The organism is Aromatoleum toluvorans (assembly GCF_012910905.1).
Lineage (GTDB): Bacteria > Pseudomonadota > Gammaproteobacteria > Burkholderiales > Rhodocyclaceae > Aromatoleum > Aromatoleum toluvorans.
In genome coordinates this window covers 1-22,669 of record NZ_WTVN01000021.1, presented here as the reverse complement: position 1 = coordinate 22,669, position 22,669 = coordinate 1, and the positions used below count along the sequence as shown (strand labels likewise).

Annotated in this window: 18 protein-coding genes; 8 read left to right on the top strand and 10 right to left on the bottom strand. The window is 69.8% G+C overall.

The features are described from left to right. Positions 1 to 7: 7 nt before the first annotated feature. Positions 8 to 2,755, bottom strand: a complete 2,748-nt coding sequence (gene ppc / locus GPA22_RS14060) for a phosphoenolpyruvate carboxylase (protein ID WP_169256693.1) — start codon at positions 2,753 to 2,755, stop codon at positions 8 to 10. A 183-nt stretch (positions 2,756 to 2,938) separates the two neighbouring features. Here ppc and hemC point away from each other — a divergent pair, with 183 nt between their 5' ends. Genes hemC through GPA22_RS14040 form a run of 4 tightly spaced genes read left to right on the top strand, consistent with a single transcriptional unit; the run spans position 2,939 to position 7,136 of the window. Next, positions 2,939 to 3,886, top strand: a complete 948-nt coding sequence (hemC, locus tag GPA22_RS14055; protein WP_169256692.1) for a hydroxymethylbilane synthase — start codon at positions 2,939 to 2,941, stop codon at positions 3,884 to 3,886. 22 nt (positions 3,887 to 3,908) lie between these two features. Further along, positions 3,909 to 4,706, top strand: coding sequence for a uroporphyrinogen-III synthase (locus tag GPA22_RS14050; RefSeq protein WP_169256691.1), 798 nt, complete (start codon positions 3,909 to 3,911; stop codon positions 4,704 to 4,706). Further along, positions 4,703 to 5,947 (top strand): uroporphyrinogen-III C-methyltransferase, encoded by a 1,245-nt coding sequence (locus GPA22_RS14045; RefSeq protein WP_169256690.1) that lies wholly within the window; start codon positions 4,703 to 4,705, stop codon positions 5,945 to 5,947. The genes GPA22_RS14050 and GPA22_RS14045 overlap by 4 nt, the downstream gene beginning before the upstream one ends. Before the next feature lie 10 nt (positions 5,948 to 5,957). Continuing rightward, the gene (locus tag GPA22_RS14040; protein ID WP_169256689.1) at positions 5,958 to 7,136 is read left to right on the top strand and encodes a heme biosynthesis HemY N-terminal domain-containing protein; all 1,179 of its coding nucleotides are present in this window, start codon (positions 5,958 to 5,960) and stop codon (positions 7,134 to 7,136) included. Between the two features lie 156 nt (positions 7,137 to 7,292). Here GPA22_RS14040 and hemF read toward each other — a convergent pair whose 3' ends face one another. The 9 genes from hemF to GPA22_RS13995 all read right to left on the bottom strand — a co-directional run bounded on the left by hemF (position 7,293) and on the right by GPA22_RS13995 (position 16,914). After that, complete coding sequence (gene hemF / locus GPA22_RS14035; RefSeq protein WP_169256688.1) at positions 7,293 to 8,222, bottom strand: oxygen-dependent coproporphyrinogen oxidase; 930 nt, start codon at positions 8,220 to 8,222, stop codon at positions 7,293 to 7,295. A gap of 10 nt (positions 8,223 to 8,232) precedes the next feature. Then, complete coding sequence (purD, locus tag GPA22_RS14030) at positions 8,233 to 9,525, bottom strand: phosphoribosylamine--glycine ligase (protein ID WP_169256687.1); 1,293 nt, start codon at positions 9,523 to 9,525, stop codon at positions 8,233 to 8,235. Positions 9,526 to 9,545: 20 nt separating this feature from the next. Continuing rightward, on the bottom strand, positions 9,546 to 11,135 hold the full coding sequence (gene purH, locus GPA22_RS14025) for a bifunctional phosphoribosylaminoimidazolecarboxamide formyltransferase/IMP cyclohydrolase (RefSeq protein WP_169256686.1): 1,590 nt from the start codon (positions 11,133 to 11,135) through the stop codon (positions 9,546 to 9,548). Between the two features lie 73 nt (positions 11,136 to 11,208). Beyond that, entirely contained in the window at positions 11,209 to 11,445 is a 237-nt protein-coding gene (locus tag GPA22_RS14020; protein ID WP_169256685.1) for a helix-turn-helix domain-containing protein, read from the bottom strand. Further along, positions 11,442 to 12,464, bottom strand: a complete 1,023-nt coding sequence (gene dusB / locus GPA22_RS14015) for a tRNA dihydrouridine synthase DusB (RefSeq protein ID WP_169256684.1) — start codon at positions 12,462 to 12,464, stop codon at positions 11,442 to 11,444. The genes GPA22_RS14020 and dusB overlap by 4 nt, the downstream gene beginning before the upstream one ends. 202 nt (positions 12,465 to 12,666) lie before the next feature. Further along, on the bottom strand, positions 12,667 to 13,824 hold the full coding sequence (locus GPA22_RS14010; protein WP_169256683.1) for an FAD-dependent monooxygenase: 1,158 nt from the start codon (positions 13,822 to 13,824) through the stop codon (positions 12,667 to 12,669). Further along, positions 13,811 to 15,163, bottom strand: a complete 1,353-nt coding sequence (locus tag GPA22_RS14005) for an aminopeptidase P N-terminal domain-containing protein (protein ID WP_169256682.1) — start codon at positions 15,161 to 15,163, stop codon at positions 13,811 to 13,813. Before GPA22_RS14005 ends, GPA22_RS14010 begins: the two co-directional genes overlap by 14 nt. Positions 15,164 to 15,220: 57 nt before the next feature. Continuing rightward, entirely contained in the window at positions 15,221 to 15,901 is a 681-nt protein-coding gene (gene murU, locus GPA22_RS14000) for an N-acetylmuramate alpha-1-phosphate uridylyltransferase MurU (protein ID WP_169256735.1), read from the bottom strand. Positions 15,902 to 15,909: 8 nt separating this feature from the next. Beyond that, the gene (locus GPA22_RS13995; RefSeq protein WP_169256681.1) at positions 15,910 to 16,914 is read right to left on the bottom strand and encodes a phosphotransferase; all 1,005 of its coding nucleotides are present in this window, start codon (positions 16,912 to 16,914) and stop codon (positions 15,910 to 15,912) included. Between the two features lie 114 nt (positions 16,915 to 17,028). On the opposite strand from GPA22_RS13995, the gene GPA22_RS13990 reads away from it, so the two are divergent. Genes GPA22_RS13990 through rsmA form a run of 4 tightly spaced genes read left to right on the top strand, consistent with a single transcriptional unit; the run spans position 17,029 to position 22,627 of the window. Further along, positions 17,029 to 19,479 carry an LPS-assembly protein LptD gene (locus GPA22_RS13990; protein WP_211169126.1) on the top strand — a complete coding sequence of 817 codons (2,451 nt, stop codon included), beginning with the start codon at positions 17,029 to 17,031 and terminating at the stop codon, positions 19,477 to 19,479. 35 nt (positions 19,480 to 19,514) lie between these two features. Beyond that, positions 19,515 to 20,834 carry a peptidylprolyl isomerase gene (locus tag GPA22_RS13985; protein ID WP_169256680.1) on the top strand — a complete coding sequence of 440 codons (1,320 nt, stop codon included), beginning with the start codon at positions 19,515 to 19,517 and terminating at the stop codon, positions 20,832 to 20,834. A 6-nt stretch (positions 20,835 to 20,840) separates the two neighbouring features. Next, positions 20,841 to 21,824, top strand: a complete 984-nt coding sequence (gene pdxA, locus GPA22_RS13980) for a 4-hydroxythreonine-4-phosphate dehydrogenase PdxA (protein WP_343036054.1) — start codon at positions 20,841 to 20,843, stop codon at positions 21,822 to 21,824. A gap of 14 nt (positions 21,825 to 21,838) precedes the next feature. Next, complete coding sequence (rsmA, locus tag GPA22_RS13975; RefSeq protein ID WP_169256679.1) at positions 21,839 to 22,627, top strand: 16S rRNA (adenine(1518)-N(6)/adenine(1519)-N(6))-dimethyltransferase RsmA; 789 nt, start codon at positions 21,839 to 21,841, stop codon at positions 22,625 to 22,627. Positions 22,628 to 22,669: the final 42 nt, after the last annotated feature.

Below are 22,669 nucleotides of genomic sequence, written 5' to 3'. Positions count from 1 at the left end.
CTTCCTGTCAGCCGCTGTTGCGCAGCCCCGCGGCGACGCCGTTGATCGAGATGTGGATCCCGAGCCGCACGCGCGCGTCGTCGTGGCCCTCGCGGTGGCGGCGCAGCAGTTCGACCTGGACGTGGTTGAGCGGGTCGAGGTAGGGGAAGCGGTTGCGGATCGAGCGCTTGAGCAGCGGGTTGCCATCCAGCAGTTCCGCCTGGCCGGTGATCGCGAGCAGCGCGTCGACGGTGTCCTGCCACTCGGCGCGGATGCGACCGAAGATTGCGTCGCGCAGCGCCGGATCCTTGACCAGGCCGGCGTAGCGCGAGGCGATCGCGAGGTCGGATTTCGCCATCACCATGTCCATGTTCGACAGCAGCGTCGCAAAGAAGGACCACTCCTGGTACATCGCCTGCAGCCGCGCGAGGCCGTCGTCCGGATGGGCCGCGCGCCACGCCTTCACCGCCGCGCCGAAGCCGAACCAGCCCGGCAGCATCAGGCGGCACTGCGACCAGCTGAACACCCAGGGAATCGCGCGCAGGTCTTCGATGCGCGTGCCCTTCTTGCGCGAGGCGGGGCGCGAGCCGATGTTGAGTTCGGCGATCTCCGAGATCACCGTCGATTCCCAGAAATAGCGCTCGAAGCCTTCGGTCTCATACACGAGGCCGCGATAGGCGGAGAAGGCCGTGTCCGAGAGCGCCTGCATGGTGTCGAGGAACTCGGCGCGTGGCGCGGGGGCGCGGTCGGCGAGCAGGCTCGCTTCGAGGGTCGCGGCGACCAGCACTTCGAGGTTGCGGCGGCCGACTTCGGGGTTGTTGTACTTCGCGGCGATGACTTCGCCCTGTTCGGTGAGGCGGATGCGGCCCTGCACGGCGCCGCCGGGCTGGGCGAGGATGGCCTGGTAGCTGGGGCCGCCGCCGCGGCCGACCGAGCCGCCGCGGCCGTGGAAGAGGCGCAGGTGCACGCCGTGCCGGGCGAACACGTCGACGAGTCCGATCTCGGCCTTGTACAGCGCCCAGCCGGAGGTCAGGAAGCCGCCGTCCTTGTTGCTGTCGGAGTAGCCCAGCATGATCTCCTGCATGCGGCCGCGCGATTCCAGCAGGCTCATGTAGGCCGGCAGCGCGAACAGGCGGTCCATCACCGCCGGCGCGTTGGCGAGGTCCTCGATGGTCTCGAACAGCGGAATGATGTTCACGTCGAGCGCCTGCTCGTGCGGCCGCAGGAGGCCCGCTTCCTTGAGCAGCAGCGCGAGTTCGAGCAGGTCGGAGACGTCGTCGGTCTTCGAGATGATGCAGTTGGTGATCGCATCCTTGCCGAAGCGCAGGTGCGCGGTGCGCGCGGCGCGGAAGATCGCCAGCTCGCCTTCCGTCTCGTCCGAGTAGCGCACGTGCGGCGAGGCGAGCAGCCGCGGCGTGGCCAGTTCGGCGATCAGCACTTCGCAGCGTCCGGCCTCGTCCAGTGCGCGGTAGTCGCTGCCGGGCTGGGCGGTCGCGAGGAGTTCGGCGACGACGCGCTCGTGCACGTCCGAGTTCTGGCGCAGGTCGATCGGCGCGAGGTGGAAGCCGAACACGCGCACCGCGCGCCGCAGCAGGCGCAGGCGTCCGCGCGCGAGGGCGGCCGAGCCGTTGGCGACGAGCGAGCGGTGGAGGATGTCGAGATCTTCCGAGAGTTCGTGCGCGCTCGCGTAGGGCGCCGCCGGGCCGACCGGGGCGCGTGCCGGTTCGCTGCCGAGCAGCGTGCGGTGGGTGGCCGCGAGGCGTGCGTAGATGCCGGAGATGGCGCGGCGGTAGGGCTCGTCCTTGCGGTGCGGCGATTTGTCGGGGGATTGCTCGGTGAGCGCGAGCAGGGCGTCGGAGGCGCTCACGAGCCCGGTCGCGAGCGACAGGCGTGCGCCGAGCGTATGCAGCTCGGTCAGATAGAAGCCGAGCGCCGCGTTCGCCTGCATCGTCAGCGCGCGCTCCAGCACCTCGGCGGTGACGAAGGGGTTGCCGTCGCGGTCGCCACCGATCCAGCTGCCGACGCGCAGGAAAGCGGGCAGCTCCAGCGCACCCAGCGCCGGGTCGCGCCTGGCGAGCTGGTCCTCGAGGCTGGCGTAGAGGCGCGGCACTTCGCGCAGGAAGGTCGCGTCGAAGTAGGAGAGGCCGTTGGCCACCTCATCGACCACCGACAGCTTGGCGGGACGCAGCATGCGCGTCTGCCACAGGATCAGCACCGCGCGGCGCAGGGCTTCGTCGCTGTGCTCGCGCTCCTCGGGCGTGAGCATCATGCGGTCGCGCCGGTCGAGCAGGCGCGCGATGTCGGTCTCGCAATTCAGGATGCTCTTGCGCTGCACTTCGGTCGGGTGGGCCGTGAGCACCGGCGAGATCGACGCGGTATCGAAGAACGCGGCCAGTTCGGACGCCTCGTGGCCGCTGGCGAAGGCGCGGGCGAGCGCGTGGGCGAGGCTGCCTTCGCGCGGTGCCGAGCCCGCGATCAGGTGGGCGCGGCTGCGGCGGATGTGGTGCTGGTCCTCGGCGATGTTGGCGAGGTGGGAGAAATAGCTGAACGCGCGGGCGACCTGGATCGTCTGTTCGCGCGACAGGGCGTCGAGGATGCCTTCGAGTTCCTGGCGCGCGGCACGGTCGTCGTCGCGGCGGAAGCGCACGGAAGTCTGGCGGATGCGTTCGATGAGGCCGAACACGGCGTCGCCCTGCTGGTCGCGCACGGTGTCGCCGAGCACGCGGCCCAGCAGTCGGATGTCTTCTCGCAGCGGTGCGTCCTTGTCCTGATTCATGGTCCTTCCGGGCGGTTCGAGGCTAGGGGGTGGTGTGGGCGTGGGGGTAACGGGGTGCATGCAGACGCCCATGCTAGAATGCCGTTTTGCTGCGGCGCCATTGGCGCGAACCCTGATGCTGCGGCGCGGAAATGTGCCGCCCCGTTCAGGATCCTAATCCATCTGCCGACGAGTCTGTTTACCGTGAGCGCAACTTCCGCCGATTTCACCCCGCCCGAACGCATCGTTATCGCCACCCGCGAAAGCCGGCTCGCGCTGTGGCAGGCCGAACACGTCAAGGCTCGCCTCGAGGCGCTGTACCCGGGCTGCCGCGTCGAACTGCTGGGCATGACCACCCGGGGCGACCAGATCCTCGACCGCCCGCTCGCGAAGGTCGGCGGCAAGGGTCTGTTCGTCAAGGAACTCGAGGCCGCGCTGCTCGAAGGGCGTGCCGACATCGCCGTGCATTCGATGAAGGACGTGCCGATGCAGCTCGCGGAACCCTTTGCGCTGCCGTGCATTTCCGAGCGCGAAGTGCCGCTCGACGCCTTCGTGTCGCCGCGTTACGCGAGCCTCGACGAACTGCCGCCCGGTGCCGTCGTCGGCACGTCCTCGCTGCGCCGCGAATCGCAGCTGCACGCGATGTATCCGATGCTCGCGGTGACCAGCCTGCGCGGCAACCTCGACACGCGCCTGCGCAAGCTCGACGAGGGCCAGTACGACGCGATCATCCTCGCCGCGGCCGGCCTGAAGCGCCTCGGTCTGGCGGACCGCATCCGCTGCGAACTGCCGTCGGCGGTGTCGCTGCCGGCCGCCGGACAGGGCGCGCTGGGCATCGAATGCCTCGCGAGCCGCAAGGACGTCGCCGCCTGGCTCGCGCCGCTCAACGATGCCGACACCTCGGCCTGCGTGCGCGCCGAACGCGCCGTGTCGCGCGCGCTGGCGGGCAGCTGTGAAGTGCCGCTGGGCGCCTACGCCGAAATCCGTGCCGGCAAGCTGTGGCTGCGCGGTTTCGTCGCGCTGCCCGACGGCAGCCGCATCGTGCGTGCCGAGCGCGAAGGCGATCCCGCGGACTGCGAAACGCTGGGTCTGGCACTGGCGGCGGACCTGCGCGGGCAGGGGGCCGAGGAAATCCTCGCCCAGATCGGCTGAGTTTCCCGCGACGGTGTCGGCGATGAGCGCGGCCACGCTGTCCGGGCGCCACATCGTGGTGACCCGTCCCGCCGGGCAGGCGGACAGCCTGTGCGAGGCGATCGAGGCGCGCGGCGGGAACGCCCTGCGCTACCCGGTGCTGGCGATCGGCGAGCCCGCCGACAAGCGGGCCATCGACGGGATCGCCACGCGGCTGGCCGGATTCGACCTCGCCTTCTTCGTCAGCCCGAACGCGGTCAGCCACGCCCTGGATCCCATCCTCGCACAGCGCACCTGGCCGGCCGGCCTGCGTGTCGCCACGGTCGGCAAGGGCAGCGAGCGGGCACTGGCGGCCTACGGCTTCAAGGATGTGATCGCGCCGCAGAGCGGGTTCGACAGCGAGGCAGTGCTCGCTCTGCCCGAGTTCCAGGCGGATGTCGTCGCCGGCAGACGGGTCGTGATCTTCCGCGGCGACGGCGGGCGCGACCTGCTCGGCGAAACCCTGCGCGAACGGGGGGCCGCGGTCGAATACGTCACCTGTTACCGCCGCTATTGTCCCGTGATCGACCCCGCGCCCCTGCTGGCGCTGGCGGCGGCGGGGCGCCTCGATGCGATCACGCTGACGAGCAGCGAAGGCGTCGGCAACCTGCGTGTCATGGTCGGCGACGCCGGCTGGCCGGTGCTGCGGAAGGTCGCCGTCTTTGCTCCGCATCCGCGCATCGTCGCGCATGCGCGCGCGGCAGGCTTCGAGCTCGTCCTCGAGACGCCGCCGGGTGACGACGGCCTGATCGGCGCTCTCGAGTCTCATTTTCGGCACGCCTCGGTTACACTCAGGTCATGAACCAAGAACAACCAGCGCTTACCCCTTCCAGCACGTCCGAAGCTGCCGCCGCGCCGAACCGTGAGGCGGCGGGGCGTTCGTCCGTTCCCGCCACCTCGCGCTCCGGCTCGCGCGGCGGTCTTGCCGCGGCCGTCTCCGTGATCGCCCTCGTCGCGACCGGCGTGCTCGGCTGGTACGTCCATGACATGCGCGGCAGCGTCGCGACCGTGCGCGAGGAAGTCGCCCAGCGGCTCTCTGCCGGCGAAGCGGCTGCGACCGAGTACCGTGCGCTGGGCCGCCAGCAGCAGGAAGCGATCGCCGCGCTGCAGGGCAAGCTCGGCGCGCTCGAAGCCCAGGTGGCGGCCACCGAGGGCCAGGCTGCCGCGCTCGAAACCCTGTACCAGCAGTTTTCGCGCACGCGCGAGGATCGCGTGATCGCCGAGACCGAGAACGCCGTCGCGATGGCGACGCAGCAGTTGCAGCTCGCGGGCAATGCCGAGGCCGCGTTGATTGCGCTGCAGGGCGCCGAGGCGCGCCTCGCCGCCCAGGATGCGGGCCAGCTGCTGCCGCTGCGCCGGGCCCTGGCGCGCGACATCGAACAATTGAAGGCGGCGCCGCAGGTGGATGTGCCGGGAATCGCGCTGCGCCTTGAAGGCCTGCTCGAGCGTGCCGATGCGCTGCCCCTGGCCTTCGCCGGTGAGCTTGCCGAAAAGCCGGCCACTGAGGCTGGGGATGGCGCTGCGCCGGCCGCGGCCGCGCCGTCGCCGATGGATTTCGTCAAGCGCGTGGCGCACGAAGTGTGGCACGAGATCCTTGCGCTGGTGCGCATCGAGCGTCTCGACCAGCCCGAGCCCGTACTGCTCGCGCCGGCACAGAGCACCTACCTGCGCGAGAACCTGAAAATCCGCCTGCTGACGGCGCGCCTGGCGCTCCTCGCGCGCGACGGGCGCACCTTCGCCGCCGACCTCGCGCAGGCGCAGGGATGGGTCGAGCGCTATTTCGACAAGCGCAACACCAGGGTGCAGGAAGTCCTGTCCGAACTGGCCGCGCTTGCGGCGACCCCGGTGAAGGTCGCGCAGCCGGCGCCGACGGAGAGCATCGCGGCGCTCCGGATGCTCCAGGCACGCGCGGGTGAGGCGGGCAAGGGCGCGCCGGCCGTTGCCGTGCCGGCAGCGCCCGCAGCGGCGCCGGCGCCGGCGCCTGCCCCTGCGCCGGGGAAGGGGGGCGCCACGATTCGCCAGCCTGCCAACGGCGCGCGCTGAGGAGCAGGTCATGCGTGCATTGATCTGGCTCATCGGAATCTTCGCGCTCGCGGCCGGCGTGGCCATGCTCGCGAACGTCAACGACGGTTACGTGCTCGTGGTGCTGCCGCCCTGGCGTATCCAGCTTTCGCTCAACCTGCTGATCGTCGGGCTGATCGTGGCCTTCTTAAGTGCTTACGTCGTGCTGCGGATGATCCGGCGGACGATGGCGCTGCCCGGACGGGTGGTCCAGTACCGCGAGCGGCGGCGCAAGGAGAAGGCCGGCCGTGCCCTGCGCGACGGGATACGGGCGCTGTTCGAAGGGCGTTTCGCGCAGTCGCTGAAGCTGGCCGGAGCGGCCTTTTCGGATGCCGACAACCGCTCGATGGCCGCGCTGGTCGCCGCGCGGGCCGCGCATGCGATGCGCGACGACACGCGCTATCGCATCTGGCTGGGCAGGGCCGCCGAGCAGGAAGGCGAGTCGCGCGTCGCACGGCTGATGACCGAGGCGGAGCTGGCGGTCGAGGGGCGTCGCTTCGAGGAGGCGGCCGAACGGTTGGAGCATCTCCGCATGGCGGGGCACCGCCATATTGCGCTCCTGCGCCTGTCGCTGCGCGTGGCCTCCGCGCTCGCGCGCTGGGACGAGGTGCTGCGCACGGCGCGCCAGCTGTACAAGCACAAGGCCATGTCCGAAGAGCAGATGCGTTCCGTGCTGCGGCGCGCGCATCTGGAGCGGATGCGGGAGCTCGCCGGCGACGCGGAAGGGTTGGCCGCGTACTGGAAGGGGATCCCCGCCGATGAGTTGAGCGACCGGCGCATGGTCGAACGGGCCGTGCCTTATCTTGCCGCGACCGGGCAGGGGGCGCTCGCGCGCAAGACGCTCGAGCGCCTGCTCGAAGCGGAATGGGACAGCGGGCTGGCCCGGCTGTATGGCAGCTGCTGCGAAGGCGACGCCGTCGATTGCCTCGCCCGCGGCGAGAAATGGCTGCGCATGTATCCCAAGGATGCCGGCCTGCTGTACGCATTGGGCCGCCTGTGTGCGAACGCGCAGCTGTGGGGCAAGGCACAGAGCTACCTCGAGGCGTCCCTGAACCTCGCCCCATCCGTCGAGACCCACCTTGCGCTTGCGCGGCTGTTCGAGAGTCGTCTGGACCGCCCGGACGAAGCGCAGGCGCACTACCGCGCTGCGGCGGAGCGATCCACCGCCTGAAAACGCGACGGCCGCCCCGCGAGAGGCGGCCGGTGTTTGCCCTGATCGGTCATCCGGACCGGGTGATCAAGGACTTCCGTTCGTCTTGAACCCGGCGCACGGCCTCGACCGGCTCAGCCCGAACGGTCTACGCCGCCCGGGTGACGATGGCAGGACTCAGGCCCAGTCGCGCGGCTTGAGGAACTCGTCGTAGAGTTTCGCTTCGGGGCTGCCCGCCTCGGGCTGCCAGTCGTAACGCCATTTCACGATCGGCGGCAGCGACATCAGGATGGATTCCGTGCGTCCGCCCGACTGCAGGCCGAACAGGGTGCCGCGGTCGAACACCAGGTTGAACTCGACGTAGCGGCCGCGCCGGTAGGCCTGGAAGTCGCGCTCACGCTCGCCGTAGGCGACGTCCTTCCTGCGTTCGAGGATCGGCAGGTAGGCCGGCACGAAAGCGTCGCCGACGCTCTTCACCAGCCCGAAGCCGGCCTCGAAATCGACCTTGCCGTCGGCGCCGAGGTCGTCGAAGAACAGGCCGCCGACACCGCGCGGCTCGTTGCGGTGCGTGAGGAAGAAATAGGTGTCGCACCATTCCTTCAGGCGCCGGTATTCGGCCTCGCCGCCGAATGGCAGCACGGCTGCCTTGCAGGTGCGATGGAAGTGGCGGACGTCTTCCTCGAAGGGGTAGTAGGGCGTGAGGTCCATGCCGCCGCCGAACCACCAGATCGGCGTGGCGCCGGGTTCGTTCTCCGGCGGCAGCGCGATGAAGAAGCGCACGTTCATGTGCGCGGTGGGGCAGTAGGGATTGCGCGGGTGCAGTACCAGCGAAACGCCCATCGCCTCGAAGGAGCGGCCGGCAAGTTCGGGGCGGTGCGCCGTTGCGGACGCCGGCATGCCGGCGCCCATCACGTGCGAGAAGTTCACGCCGCCGCGCTCGAAGAAACGGCCGTCCTCGATGACGCGGGTGATGCCCCCGCCGCCGCCCGGGCGGTCCCACGCGTCGGTGCGGAAGGCTTCGCCGTCGAAGGCTTCGAGCGCCGCGACGATGCCCTGCTGCAGGCCGAGGAGGTAGTCCTTGACGGCGGAACGGTCGGGCGCGCTCATCGTGGCGTCCTCAGCCCTTGTTGCGGGCGACGGCGCGGTGGCCGATGTCGCGGCGGAACTGGCGGCCGTCGAAGACGATCGCGTCGGCGACATCGTAGGCGCGCTTCTGCGCGCTGCGCACGTTGTCGCCCAGCGCCGTCACGCACAGCACGCGGCCGCCGGCGGTGACGATCTGACCTTCCTGCTCGGCGGTGCCGGCGTGGAAGACGTGCACATCCTCGTCTTCGGTCGTCGGCAGCCCGGTGATGGCGTCGCCCTTGCGCGGCGATTCGGGGTAGCCCGCGGCCGCGAGCACGACGCCAAGGGCGACGCGGCGGTCCCATTCGGCTTCGGTCGTGTCGAGCTTGCCGGCGATCGCGGCTTCGATCAGGTCGGAGAGGTCGGTCTTCAGCCGCATCATGATCGGCTGGGTCTCGGGGTCGCCCATGCGGCAGTTGAATTCGACCACGCGCGGCTGGCCGGCGTCGTCGATCATCAGGCCGGCATACAGGAAGCCGGTGTAGGGCAGGCCGTCGGCGGCCATGCCGGCGAGCGTCGGGTCGATGATCTCGCGCATCACGCGCGCGTGTACTTCGGGCGTGACGACCGGTGCCGGCGAGTAGGCCCCCATGCCGCCCGTGTTGGGGCCTTCGTCGTTGTCGTTGAGGCGCTTGTGGTCCTGGCTGGTTGCGAGCGCCAGCGCGTGCCTGCCGTCGGCGAGTACGATGAAGCTCGCTTCCTCGCCGGCCATGAACTCCTCGATCACGACGCGCGCGCCGGCCTCACCGTAGCTCACGCCCATGCGGTTGTCGGTGAGCATCATGTCGATCGCGGCGTGCGCCTCGTCGGCCGTCATCGCGACGACCACACCCTTGCCCGCGGCGAGGCCATCGGCCTTGATCACGATCGGGGCGCCCTGCGCCTTCACGTAGTCGTGCGCAGCGGCCGCGTCCGAGAAGGTCTGGTACTTCGCGGTCGGGATGTTGTGACGGATCAGGAAGCGCTTGGCGAAGTCCTTGGAGCTTTCGAGCTGCGCGGCGGCCTTGGTCGGGCCGAAGATCGGCAGGCCGGCGGCGCGGAAGGCGTCGACGACGCCGGCCGCGAGCGGCGCTTCCGGGCCAACGACGGTGAACTGCACCTGCTCGCGCTTAGCCAGCTCGACGAGCTCGGGGATCGCCGTGATGGCAACGTTCTCGAGCAGCGGCTCGCGTGCCGTGCCCGGGTTGCCGGGGGCGACGAGGACGCGCGTGACCTTGGGCGACTGGGCGAGTTTCCAGGCCAGCGCGTGTTCGCGGCCGCCTGAGCCGATGACGAGAACTTTCATGCTGTTTCCTGCGCTGCGGATCAGTGGCGGAAGTGGCGGAAGCCGGTGAAGACCATCGCGACGCCCTGTTCGTCGGCCGCAGCGATCACTTCGGCGTCGCGCATCGAGCCGCCGGGCTGGATCACCGCGGTGGCGCCGGCCTGGGCGAGGACGTCGAGGCCGTCGCGGAACGGGAAGAAGGCGTCGGAAGCGACGACAGTGCCTTTGACCGTGAGGCCGGCATTCTCGGCCTTGATCGCGGCGATGCGCGCGGAGTCGACGCGGCTCATCTGGCCGGCGCCGACGCCGACGGTCATGCCGTCACGGCAATACACGATGGCGTTCGACTTGACGTACTTGGCGACGCGCCACGCGAAGAGGAGGTCGCCCAGTTCCTGTTCGGTCGGGGCGCGCTTGGTGACGACCTTGAGGTCGGCCACGGCGATGCGGGCTTCGTCGGCGCTCTGCACCAGCAGGCCGCCGCCGACGCGCTTGTAGTCCAGCGCGCCGGCAGGCTTGCCGAGCGGGCAGGTGAGGACGCGCACATTCTGCTTCGCGGCGAGCAGCGCCAGCGCATCGGCGGTGTAGGACGGGGCGATCACGAGTTCGAGGAACTGCGCCGAGACGGCTTCGGCCGCGGCGCGGTCGACTTCGCAGTTGAAGGCGATGATGCCGCCGAAGGCCGAGGTCGGGTCGGTCGAGAAGGCCTTGCGGTAGGCGGCGACCGGCGATTCGGCGATCGCGACGCCGCAGGGATTGGCGTGCTTGACGATCACGCAGGCGGGCGTCACGGCCTCGAAGGCCTTGACGCATTCCCATGCGGCGTCGGCGTCGGCGATATTGTTGTAGGAGAGTTCCTTGCCCTGCAGCTGCGTGTACGACGCGATCGCGCCTTCGGGCGCGTTCGGCTCGCGGTAGAAGGCGGCGCTCTGGTGCGGGTTCTCGCCGTAGCGCAGGTCCTGCACCTTGTCGAAAGCGACCTGGTAGCGCTCGGGGTAGGCCTGCTTGGCCACTTCGCCCTGGTCGCCAAAGGTCAGCGCGGTGAGGTGGTTGGAGATCGCGCTGTCGTAGCGGGCGGTGTGGGTGAAGGCTTTCACCGCGAGGGCGAAGCGCGTCTTGTAGCTCAGTTCGCCGGCGTTGGCTTTCAGTTCGTCGACGATCGTGGTGTAGTCTTCGGGATCGGTGACGATGCCGACGCCGCCGTTCGCATCACCGTGATTCTTCGCCGCGGCGCGCACCATGGTCGGGCCGCCGATGTCGATGTTCTCGATCGCGTCCTCGAGCGTGCAGTCGGGCTTGGCGACGGTCTGCGCGAAGGGGTAGAGGTTCACGACGACGAGGTCGATGCGCGTGATGCCGTGGGCGGCGATGGTCTCCATGTGCTCGGGCAGGTCGCGGCGGGCGAGGATGCCGCCGTGCACGGTCGGGTGCAGCGTCTTGACGCGGCCGTCGAGCATCTCGGGGAAGCCGGTGTGCTCGGATACGTCGGTGACCGGCAGGCCGGCGTCGCGCAGCATCGAGGCGGTGCCGCCGGTCGACAGGATCTTCACGCCGAGGCCGTGCAGGGACTGGGCGAATTCGAGGACGCCGCGCTTGTCGGAGACGCTGATCAGGGCTTGGGAGACTTTCATCGTTCGTGTCGCAGGAAGGTGTCGGAAAGGCTCGGCGCGCCGCCGCAATGCGTCGCGCCGGGGAGAGTTCGGGTTACAGCAGTTCGTATTCGGTGAGCTTGCGCCGCAGCGTGTTGCGGTTGATGCCGAGCATCTCCGCGGCGACGGTCTGGTTGCCGTTGGCCTGGCGGAGGACGAACTCGAGCATCGGGCGTTCGACGTTGCGGATCACCATTTCGTAGATCGCGGACGGTTTTTCGCCGTCGAGGTCGCGAAAGTACTGGTCGAGGGTGCGCTGCACCGAATCGGCAATCTCGTTGGGGCGGCTCATGCGGCAAGTTCCTGCGGGAGTTCTTCTTCGTAGCGCAGGCGGGCGTCCTGCTGGGCCAGTTGGCCGAAAAAGTCCTCGACGGCCGCCAGCTGCGAGGGGACGTCGGGGAGCTGGTTCATCGCGCGACGGAAGGCGGCCGATCCGACCAGGCCCTTCGTGTACCAGGAGATGTGCTTGCGGGCGACCTTGACGCCGGTGTCTTCGCCGTAGAAGGCGTACAGGTCGGCCAGGTGGTCGCGGCACACCTGGAGGATCTCGCTGACGAGGGGCGGCGGCATCAGCTCGCCGGTCGCGAGGTAGTGTTCGGTCTCGCGGAAGATCCACGGCCGGCCCTGCGCGGCGCGGCCGATCATGACGCCGTCGGCGCCGGTGTAGTCGAGCACGTACTTCGCCTTCTCGGGCGAGGTGATGTCGCCGTTGGCGATGACCGGGATCTTCACCAGGGTCTTCACGTGCGCGATCGTGTCGTATTCCGCCTCGCCCATGTACTGGTCGGCACGCGTGCGGCCATGGATCGCGATCGCACGGATGCCGGATTCCTCGGCGATGCGCGCGACGGCGGGGGCATTGCGGTGCTGGCGGTTCCAGCCGGTGCGGAACTTCAGCGTGACCGGGGTATCGGGCACGGCCGCGACGACGGCCTCGAGGATGCGCGCGACCAGGGGCTCGTCCTGCATCAGCGCGGAGCCGGCCATCACGTTGCACACCTTCTTCGCCGGGCAGCCCATGTTGATATCGATGATCTGCGCGCCGTTGTCGGCGTTGTAGCGCGCGGCGTCGGCCATCATCTGCGGGTCGGCGCCGGCGATCTGCACCGAGATCGGATCGACCTCGCCCTCGTGGTTCGCCCGCCGGCGCGTCTTCGCGCTGCCGTAGAGCAGCGAGTTCGACGTGACCATCTCGCTCACCGCGACGCCCGCGCCGAGCTTCTTGCACAGCTGGCGGAAGGGGCGGTCGGTGACGCCGGCCATCGGGGCGACGAAGAGATTGTTGCGCAGGGTAAAGCCGGCGTACTGCATGGGCGGGGGGTGCGAAGCGGGGGAAAGTCCGGGATTTTACCCCATGCCGCGCCGGGCGAGCAGCGGAATGCTCGCCTCGGGCGCCGACTGCGTCACGCCGGTGTGGTATCCGCGCCCGTGCTGGGCTTGCGCCTCGCGGTCGAGCGGGAGGCCGGTCGTCCGATGCCATGGCCGGCATCTGCTGCCCGACGTCGTGTGCTTTTCAGGGCCAGGCGCGGGCGCCGAACATCATGCGGCGGGCGATGAAGTGGCGCAGCGGCGGCAGCATGTCGAGCGCGAACAGGGCGGCGCCGCGGGCGTGGTGCAGCGGGGCGAAGTCGTTGCTGAAGAGGCGCACGAGGCTGTCGGTGAAGTTGATCGCGCCGAAGCGGTCGACGCGGCGGGCGTCACGGTAGGCCGCGAGCGTGCCGGCGAGGCCGGGGTCGCCGCCGTGGTCGAGCAGCGTGCGCGCGAGCGCCCACACGTCGCGCAGCGCGAGGTTGAAGCCCTGGCCGGCGACCGGGTGCAGGGTCTGGGCGGCATTGCCGAGCCACACGGTGCGCTGGCCGACCGGGTCGCGCCGATAGCGCAGGCCGAGCGGGTAGCGCAGGCGTCCGGCGACATGCGTGAGCCGGACCCGGCTGCCGAAATGCGCCTGCAGGCGTTCGAGGTAGGCGGCTTCGGGCAGGGCGAGGAGTTCCGTCGCGCGCGCCGGGGAGGCGACGTGGACCAGCGCGTAGTCGCCGCCGTGGGGCAGCAGCGCGATCGGGCCTTCGCTCGTGAAGCGTTCGAAGGCGGTGTCGCGGTGGCCGCCGGCGATGCCGACCCGGGCGATGAGCGCGTGCTGGTCGTAGTCGCGTTCGACGACGTCCGGCGCGCCGGCCTGTAGCCCGCCTTCGGCACAGGCGACGAGGCGGGCGGTCGCGGTGTTGCCGTGGAGGGCGACGCCCGGCCCGGCGAGGGTCGCCGTGACCGCGTCGCCGGCCGGATGCAGCGCGGCGATCTCGGTTTCGTCCATGACCGCGATGCCGGCGCGATCGACCGCGTCGCGCAGGGCGGCGGCCAGCGCCCCCGCCTGCAGGACGTAGCCGAGCGCGGGCAGGCCGTAGTCGTCCGCGTCGAGCCGGGTGCGGCCGAGGCCGCCCCGCTGCGAGATGCGGATGTGGCGGATCGGGGTGGCGGGCAGGTCGTGCCACACGCCCAGGCGCTCCAGGGTCAGGCGCGAGCCGTGCGCGAGTGCGAGCACGCGCGGGTCGGCGGCGACGGCGTCGCGCGGACGGGTGTCGGCGAGCGCGACCGCGAGGCCGCTGTCCTTGAGCGCGAGGGCGAGCGACAGGCCGACCGGGCCGGCGCCGACGATCAGCAGGTCATGCTGCGCCATCGATCGCCTCGCGCATGACGTCCTCGATGTCGGCGACCGAGCGCGGTGCCGACTCGGTGAGGTACTCGCAGCCGGTGTCGGTGACCAGCGCGTCGTCCTCGATGCGCACGCCGATGTTCCAGAACGCTTCCGGCACGCCTTCGGCGGGGCGGATGTAGCAGCCGGGTTCCACCGTGAGCACCATGCCCGGCACGAGCGGCCGCCAGTCGCCGTCGAGCTTGTATTCGCCGGCGTCGTGCACGTCGCGGCCGAGCCAGTGGCCGGTGCGGTGCATGTAGAAGCGGCGGTAGTGGCCCAGTTCGAGGACTTCGGCGAGGCTGCCGGAGAGGAGCTTGAGGTCGAGCATGCCCTGCGCGAGCACCTCGACGGCGGCGTCGTGAGGCATGTTCCAGTGGGCGCCGGGACGGATCGTGGCCTTCGCGGCGGCCTGGGCGGCGAGCACGAGTTCGTAGATGTCGCGCTGCGGGCCGCTGAAGCGCCCGTTCACCGGGAAGGTGCGCGTGATGTCCGAGGCGTAGCCGTCGAGTTCGCAGCCGGCGTCGATCAGCAGCAGCTCGCCGTCTTCCATGCGGCGCTCGTTCTCGATGTAGTGCAGCACGCAGGCGTTGGCGCCGCTCGCGACGATCGACGGGTAGGCCGGGGCCTGGCTGCCGGCGCGGCGGAAGTGATGGATCAGTTCCGCCTCGATCTCGTATTCGAAGCGGCCGGGGCGCGTCGCCGCCATCGCGCGGCGGTGGGCTTCGCCGGAGATTTCGCCGGCGCGGCGCATGAGCGCGAGTTCCGATGCGTCCTTGAGGATGCGCATCTCGTCGAGCTCGGCGCGCACGTCACGGATCGCATGGGGCGGGATCGCGCCCGCGCGGGCATTGGCGCGCACGGCGTTGAGGGCGCGCAGCACGCGGGCATCCCAGTCGTTGTTGTGGCCGAGGCTGCACCACAGCGCGGGCTGGCCGGCCATGAGGTCGGGCAGGCGCTGGTCGAGGTCGCCGATGGTCCACGCCTCGTCGAAGCCGAAGCGCGCGTGCGCCGCGTCGGGGCCGTGGCGGTAGCCCTCCCAGATTTCCCGCTCCTCGTTCTTTTCGCGGCAGAAGAGGATCGACTTCGGCGTGTCGCCGCCGATCAGCACGACGACCGCTTCGGGTTCGCCGAAGCCCGTGAGGTAGTGGAAGTAGCTGTCGTAGCGGAACGGATAGTGGGTGTCGCGGTTGCGCGCGTATTCCGGGGCGGTCGGCACCACCGCGATGCCGCCGCCGAACGCGTTCATGCGGGCAATCAGGCGCTCGCGGCGGGCGCGGAAGGGGGCGATGTCGAACGTGAGGCGGTCGAGGGACGTATTCATCGGCAGATTATGGCATGTGGGCTGGTGTCGGATTCGACCGGACCGGCCGGAGCGCGTTCAGGTGGGGATCCCACGCAGCCGGACATCGAGCTCGGCGAGCCGCGCCGGGGTGCCGACGTCGAGCCAGTAGCCGGTGTGCAGGGCGCCGCTCACGCGTCCGGCGTCCATCGCGTCGCGCAGCAGCGGGCCGAGGGCGGCGCGGTTGCCCGGGGTGATGGCGGCGAAGAGGGCGGGGTGGTAGACGCCGATCCCGGAGAAGGTGAGGCGCGGTTCGCCGTCGCGGTGGAGGCGGCCATCGGCGAGATGGAAGTCGCCGGCCGGGTGGTGCTCGGGATTGGGCACCATCAGCAGGTGGGCGAGGTCGCCGTCGGCCGAAAGTGTGGCGGCCCGGTCGCGCAGGGGGGCGAGCGCGGCGTCGCAGAAGACGTCGCCGTTCACGACCAGGAAGGGAACGTCGCCCAGCAGCGGCAACGCCTGGCGGATGCCGCCGGCGGTCTCCAGCGCCTCGGCTTCGGGCGAGTAGCGGATGCGCACGCCGAAGGCGCCGCCGTCGCCCAGCGCGGCCTCGATCATCGTGCCGAGGTGGGCGTGGTTGATCGCGATGTCGCTGAAGCCGGCGTCGCGCAGGCGCTCGATGTGCCACACGATCAGCGGCTTGCCGCCCGCCTGCAGCAGCGGCTTGGGGCAGCTGTCCGTCAGCGGGCGCATGCGTTCGCCACGCCCGGCGGCGAGGATCATCGCGCGCATCAGAAGGTGTAGCCGACTTCGACCGGTTCGGGATCGAGGCGGTCCAGCAGCTTCAGCAGCGGCCCGAGGTCGCGGTAGCGCTTGCAGGCGCGGCGCAGGTAGTCCATCACCAGCGGCATGTCGCGCAGGTAGCCGTCCTTGCCGTCGCGGTGATAGAGGCGCGCGAAGATGCCCAGCACCTTGATGTGGCGTTGCACGCCCATCCACTCGTAGTCGCGGTGGAAGTCGGAGAAGTCGGCGCGCACCGGCAGGCCCAGTTGGCGCGCGGCTTCCCAGTAGCGCGCGAGCATGTCGAGGGTGAACTCCTCGTCCCAGTGGATGTAGGCGTCCTTGAAGAGGGAGGCGAGGTCGTAGGTGAGCGGGCCGTACACGGCGTCCTGGAAGTCGATGATGCCGGGGTTGGCCTGGTCGGGCAGGTACATCAGGTTGCGCGAATGGTAGTCGCGATGCACGAACACCTGCGGCTCGGCGAGGTTCACTTCGAGGATGCGGTCGAACGTGTCCATCAGCGTGACGCGCTGGCGGTCGTCGAGCGTGACGCCCTTGTGGCGCCCGATGTACCACTCGGGAAACAGCATCAGCTCGCGCAGCAGCAGTTCGCGCGAGTATTCGGGTAGTACGTCGGGCCGGCTCGCACGCTGGATCGCGATCAGCGCGCCGAGGGCGTCGGCGTAGAGGTGGGGGGCGTTGTCCTTGGTCAGTGCCGCGAGGTAGGTCGTGCTGCCGAGGTCGGAGAGCAGCAGGAAGCCCTGGTCGAGGTCCTGTGCGAGCACTTCCGGGACGTGCGCGCCGGCGGCGCGGAACAGCTCCTCGACCTTCAGCCAGGGGCGGCAGTCCTCGCGCTCGGGCGGGGCGTCCATGACGATGCGGCTGGGGCTGCCGTCGGCGAAGTTCACGCGGAAGTAGCGGCGGAAGCTGGCATCTGCCGACGCCGGAGTCAGTTCGAAGGCCTTGCCGGGCAGTTGCGTGGTCAGCCAGTCATTCAGTTGGGCGAGTCTTTGCACCGGGTTCTCCGCGACGCTTCGTGTAAAATCCGCGAGTTTATCAAAAGGCCGGGACCGTGCCGGGCACGGGCCGTCGGCGATGAATCCAGGATTGGGGAAAGCGCTTTGCGCGATATGCGATTGAGGACCCAGCTGCGGGTGATCCCGCTGCTGTTGTGCTGTTTCTCGGGCTCCGCCCTGGCGGCGGGACTGCCGCCGCTGATCGTGTCGCCGGATCTGATGGGCGGTGGCACGCCGCGTGCACCGGCCAAACCGGCTCCGGCCGGCGTACGTCAGGAACCGTCGGCCGAGCCCGCCCGGCCTGCCGCGGGAGCGCGGCCTGCCGCACCGGCGAAGGCGCCTGCCGCGCCTCCCGCGCCGGCTGGGGCGCAGGCACCCGCTGCCGCGACGCCCGAACAGGCGGCGGCCGCGCTGCCTGCGGGCGCGACCGAAGTGCGTGCCCAGCGCATCCGCGGCACGCGCTCGGTGGAGCTGCTTGCCGAGGGCGAGGCCGAGCTGCAGCGCGACGATCTGCTGCTTTCCGCGGACAAGCTGACCTACCGCGAGCTGGACGACGAGGCCCATGCCGAGGGCAATGTGCGGCTCCTGCGCGGAGAGGACAGCATGAGCGGACCGGAGGCGCGGCTCAAGCTCGAGGAGCAGGTCGGTGCGTTCGATTCGCCGACCTACCGCATCAAGCGCCTGTCGACCGAACCGGCGCAACCCGGCGAGACGCCGCGCGAGGTTTCGGGGGGCGGTTCGGCCGACGTGCTGTACTTCGAAGGCGAAAACCAGTACCGCCTGAAGAACGCGACCTGGTCGACCTGCGAGGCGAGCGATCCGGACTGGTACCTGAAGGCGAACGACCTGCAGCTCGACTACGACCGCGGGCTCGGCACGGCTCAGAACGCCACGCTGGTGTTCAAGGACGCCCCGATGCTGTGGTGGCCCTGGGCCGAGTTCCCGCTCGTCGGTCAGCGCCAGTCGGGCTTCCTGGCGCCGACGTTCGGCGTGTCGAACAAGGTCGGCCTCGATATCTCGGTGCCGTACTACTGGAACATCGCGCCGAACTACGATGCGACGATCGCCCCGCGCATCATGGGCCGCCGCGGCGCACAGCTCGCGACCGAATTCCGCTACCTGACGCCGACGCAGCACGGCCAGGCCCGCGTCGAATACATGCCGACCGACAACGTCACGGGCGGGTCCCGGGCGCTGGGGTCCTTCCAGCACCAGCAGGTGATCACGCCCAGCCTGTTCGCGTCGGTCGACTGGAACGGCGTGTCGGACAAGCAGTATTTCGAGGATCTGAGCTCGCGTATCTCCCTCTCCTCGCGCTCAAACCTGCTGCGCCAGGGGACCTTGAGTTATGCCGCCAGCGACTGGTGGAACGCCTCTGCGATCGTGCAGAGCTACCAGACCCTGACCGGCAGCGAACTCTATCGCCGCCTGCCGCAGCTGCTGCTGAACGCCAATCGGGGGGAACTGGTCGGTGGCTCGGCCTTCGCGTTCCGTGGCGAGTACGTGCAGTTCGTGCACCCCGACGAGAACGTGCCCGAGGGCAGCCGCTTCACGCTTTACCCCCAGGTCTCGCTGCCTTTCGAACGTGCCGGTTACTACGTCACGCCCAAGCTCGGGCTGCACTACACGCGCTACGACCTCGACCGCGACCTCGCCGGCAACAGCCGTTCGCTCACCCGTTCGATGCCGATCTTCTCCGTCGACAGCGGCCTGCTGTTCGAGCGCGACACGGATCTCTTCGGGCGCAACCTGCTGCAGACGCTCGAGCCGCGCCTGTTCTACGTCAACACGCCGTTCCGCGACCAGTCCGAGATCCCGGTGTTCGATACGTCGCGCTACGATTTCGGCCTCGCGCAGATCTTCTCCGAGAACCAGTATTCCGGTGGCGACCGCATCGCCGATGCGAACCAGATCACGGCAGCGGTGACCTCGCGCCTGATCGACCCCGAGACCGGTGCCGAGCGCATGCGCGCGACCGTGGGCCAGCGTTTCTTCTTCGAGGACCAGCGTGTGACCCTGCCCGGCGAGGTGCCGCGCACCGGGCGACGTGCCGACGTGCTGGGCCTCTTCAGCGGCTACGTGATGCAGAAGACCTGGCTCGATTCGGTCGTGCAGTACAACCCGCGCGACAGCCAGACCGAGCGCTTCAACCTCGGCGTGCGCTACCAGCCGGACTTCGCGAAGGCGCTGAACCTGTCCTACCGCTATTCGCGCGGCCGGCTCGCGGACGAGAGCGACAGGATCCAGGATCTCGCCCTGTCCGGCCAATGGCCGCTGGGTGGCGGATGGTACGGCGTGGGCCGCGTGACGCGCTCGCTGAAGGAAAACCGCATCACCGAGGCGATCGCGGGCATCGAGTACGATGGCGGCTGCTGGGTGGTGCGCACCGTGATGCACCGCTTCGCCACCAATCCGGAGCGCGTGACCGAGGCGATGTTCGTGCAGCTCGAACTCAACGACCTCGCCAGCATCGGCACCAGCCCGCTCAATCTGCTCAAGCGCAGCGTCGCCGGTTATGGGAAGATCAACGACCCCATTGCCAACCGCGTGTTCGGCGCCGAATGAGTCTCACGCAGCCCCCTTCCACATCATTACTGACCATGATCCGAATTCCCTCGCGTCCGTGCCTTGCCCTGATTCTCGGTCTTGCCGGCGCTCCCGCGCTGTTTCCCGCGCATGCGGCACCGTCGCGTGCGGTCGAGGTCGACCGCATCGTCGCGGTCGTCAATAACGAGGTCATCACGACCCTGGAACTGCGCGAGCGTGTCCAGCAGGCGCAGCGCCAGCTGGCCCGCCAGGGCACGGCGCTGCCGCCAGCCGACGTGTTCGAGCGTCAGGTGCTCGAGCGGCTGGTGCTCGAACGCGCACAGACGCAGCTGGCGGCGGAAACCTCGCTCAAGGTCGACGATGCGACGCTGGATCGGGCGATCGGCCGCATCGCCGAGAACAACCGCCTGAGCATGACCGACCTGCGCCTCGCGCTGGAGAAGGACGGCATCACGTGGAACCGCTTCCGCGACCAGATCCGTTCCGAGATCCTGCTCACGCGCCTGCGCGAGCGTGAAGTGGACAGCCGTATCGTCGTGACCGACGCGGAGATCGAGAACTTCCTCGCGAACAACGCCGACGCGCTGTCCGGCGAGGAATTCCACGTCGCGCACATCCTCGTGCGCGTGCCCGACGGGGCATCGATGCAGCAGCAGTCGGAGCGGCTCGCGCGGGCCGAAAGCGTCGTCGAGCGCCTGCGCGCGGGCGAGGATTTCGGGCGTCTCGCGGCGTCCTATTCCGATGCGCCCGACGGGCTGAGCGGCGGCGACCTCGGCTGGCGCGGCCGTGACCGGCTACCCACGCTGTTCGCCGATACGGTGCGCCAGATGCAGCCGGGCGAAGTGTCGAAGATCATGCGCAGCCCCGCCGGCCTGCACATCGTCAAGCTCGTCGAGAAGCGCGGCGGCGCAGCCGCGGGCGCGCAGCAGATGCAGCAGACCCATGCGCGCCACATCCTGATCCGCACCTCCGAGATCGTGTCGGACGCCGACGCCGAGAGCCGCCTGAACGGCCTGCGCGAGCGCATCGTCAACGGTGGCAACTTCGCCGAGCTGGCTAAGGTGAACTCCGCCGACCTGTCGGCCGCCAAGGGCGGCGACCTCGGCTGGGTCAATCCGGGCGACACGGTGCCCGAGTTCGAGCACGCGATGGACGCGCTGAAGCCCGGCGAGGTGAGCGCGCCGGTCAAGTCGCCGTTCGGCTGGCACCTGATCAAGGTCGAGGAGCGCCGCATGCAGGACGTCACCGACGAGCGCAAGCGCGCCGCGGCGCGCAACGCCCTGCGCGAGCGCAAGGCCGACGAGGCCTTCGAGGAATGGCTGCGCCAGCTGCGCGACCGGACCTACGTCGAATACCGTCTGGAGAAGGAGTAAGCCCGCGTGCCGGGGTTGCCTGCGAGCTTGCCTGTCCTCGCCGTCACGAGCGGCGAGCCGGCCGGCGTGGGGCCTGAGCTGTGCGCGCACCTGGCGGGGCGCAACTGGCCCGCGCGCACGGTCATTCTGAGCGACATCGGGCTGATCCGCGCGCGCGCCGGCGACGTCGCAGTCGTGCCCTTCGATCCCGCGCGCGATACGGCGCCAGACGGCGCGCTGGAAGTGCTGCATCTGCCCCTGGCCGTGCCGGCGCAGGCAGGCGTGCTCGACAAGGCAAATGCGCCCTACGTGCTGGCGCTGCTCGATCGCGCGCTGGCGGGCTGCCGTAGGGGGGAATTCGCCGGCATGGTGACGGCCCCCGTGCACAAGGGCGTGATCAACGACGCGGGCGTGCCGTTCAGCGGCCATACCGAATATCTCGCCGAGCACACCGGCACGCCGCTGGTGGTGATGATGCTGGTCGGCGGTGGCATGCGCGTTGCGCTCGCGACGACGCACCTGCCGCTCGCCGCGGTGCCGGGAGCGATCACACGCGAGCTGCTGGAGGCGACGCTGCGCATCCTGCACGGCGATCTCGTGCGGCACTTCGGTCTGGCGGCGCCGCGCATCCTCGTCGCCGGGCTGAATCCGCATGCGGGCGAGGGCGGCCACATGGGGCGCGAGGAGATCGAGGTGATCACGCCGGTGCTGGAGAGGCTGCGTGCCGAAGGCATGCGGCTCGCCGGTCCGCTGCCGGCCGACACGCTGTTCGTGCCGCACACGCTGGAACAGGGCGACGCGGTGCTGGCGATGTACCACGACCAGGGCTTGCCGGTGTTGAAGCATGCGAGCTTCGGCGGCGGCGTGAATGTGACGCTGGGGCTGCCGATCATCCGTACCTCGGTGGATCACGGCACGGCGCTGGATCTCGCGGGGACGGGCAGGGCCGATCCCGGGAGCCTGTTTGCCGCAGTGGAACTGGCGATTGCGATGGCGGCCGCGCGCGCCTGATTCGAGAGATTCCGATGACCGAGCATCACGCGCGCAAGCGCTTCGGGCAGAACTTCCTGTCTGACCCCAACATCATCCGCAAGATCGTCGACGCGATCCGCCCGGCCGCAGGCGACACGATCGTCGAGATCGGGCCGGGCCTGGCGGCGATGACCGATCCGCTGGTGGAGCGCCTCGGCCACATGCACGTGGTCGAGATCGACCGCGATCTGATCGCGCGGCTGAAGGAGCGCTACGCGCCGGAACGGCTGACGATCCACGAGGGCGATGCGCTGAAGTTCGACTTCGGCCGTCTCGGGGCGCCGCTGCGCGTGGTGGGCAACCTGCCGTACAACATCTCGACGCCGCTGCTGTTCCACCTCGCGTCCTTCGCCGACAGCGTCACGGACATGACCTTCATGCTGCAGAAGGAGGTCGTGATGCGCATGGTGGCGGAGCCGGGCACCGAGGAGTACGGCCGGCTGTCGGTGATGCTGCAGTACCGCTTCCGCATGGCGCGGCTCTTCGACGTGCCGCCGGGGGCCTTCCGGCCGGCGCCGAAGGTGACGTCCAGCATCGTGCGCATGCTGCCGCTGCCGCCCGACAAGCTGGGCGCGCAGGACGAGGCGCTGCTCGGGCGCATCGTCGCGGCCGCGTTCGGCCAGCGGCGCAAGACGCTGCGCAACACGCTGCGCGACTTCCTCGACGAGCCGGATTTCGCGGCGCTGGAGCTCGATCCAGGCCTGCGCGGCGAACGGCTGGGGGTCGCGGACTACGTCGCTATCGCGAACCACGTCGCGAGGAAGGGTGCGTCGCCCGTCTGAACTGGCGCAGTCACTCCCTCCCCTTCAAGGGGAGGGTTGGGG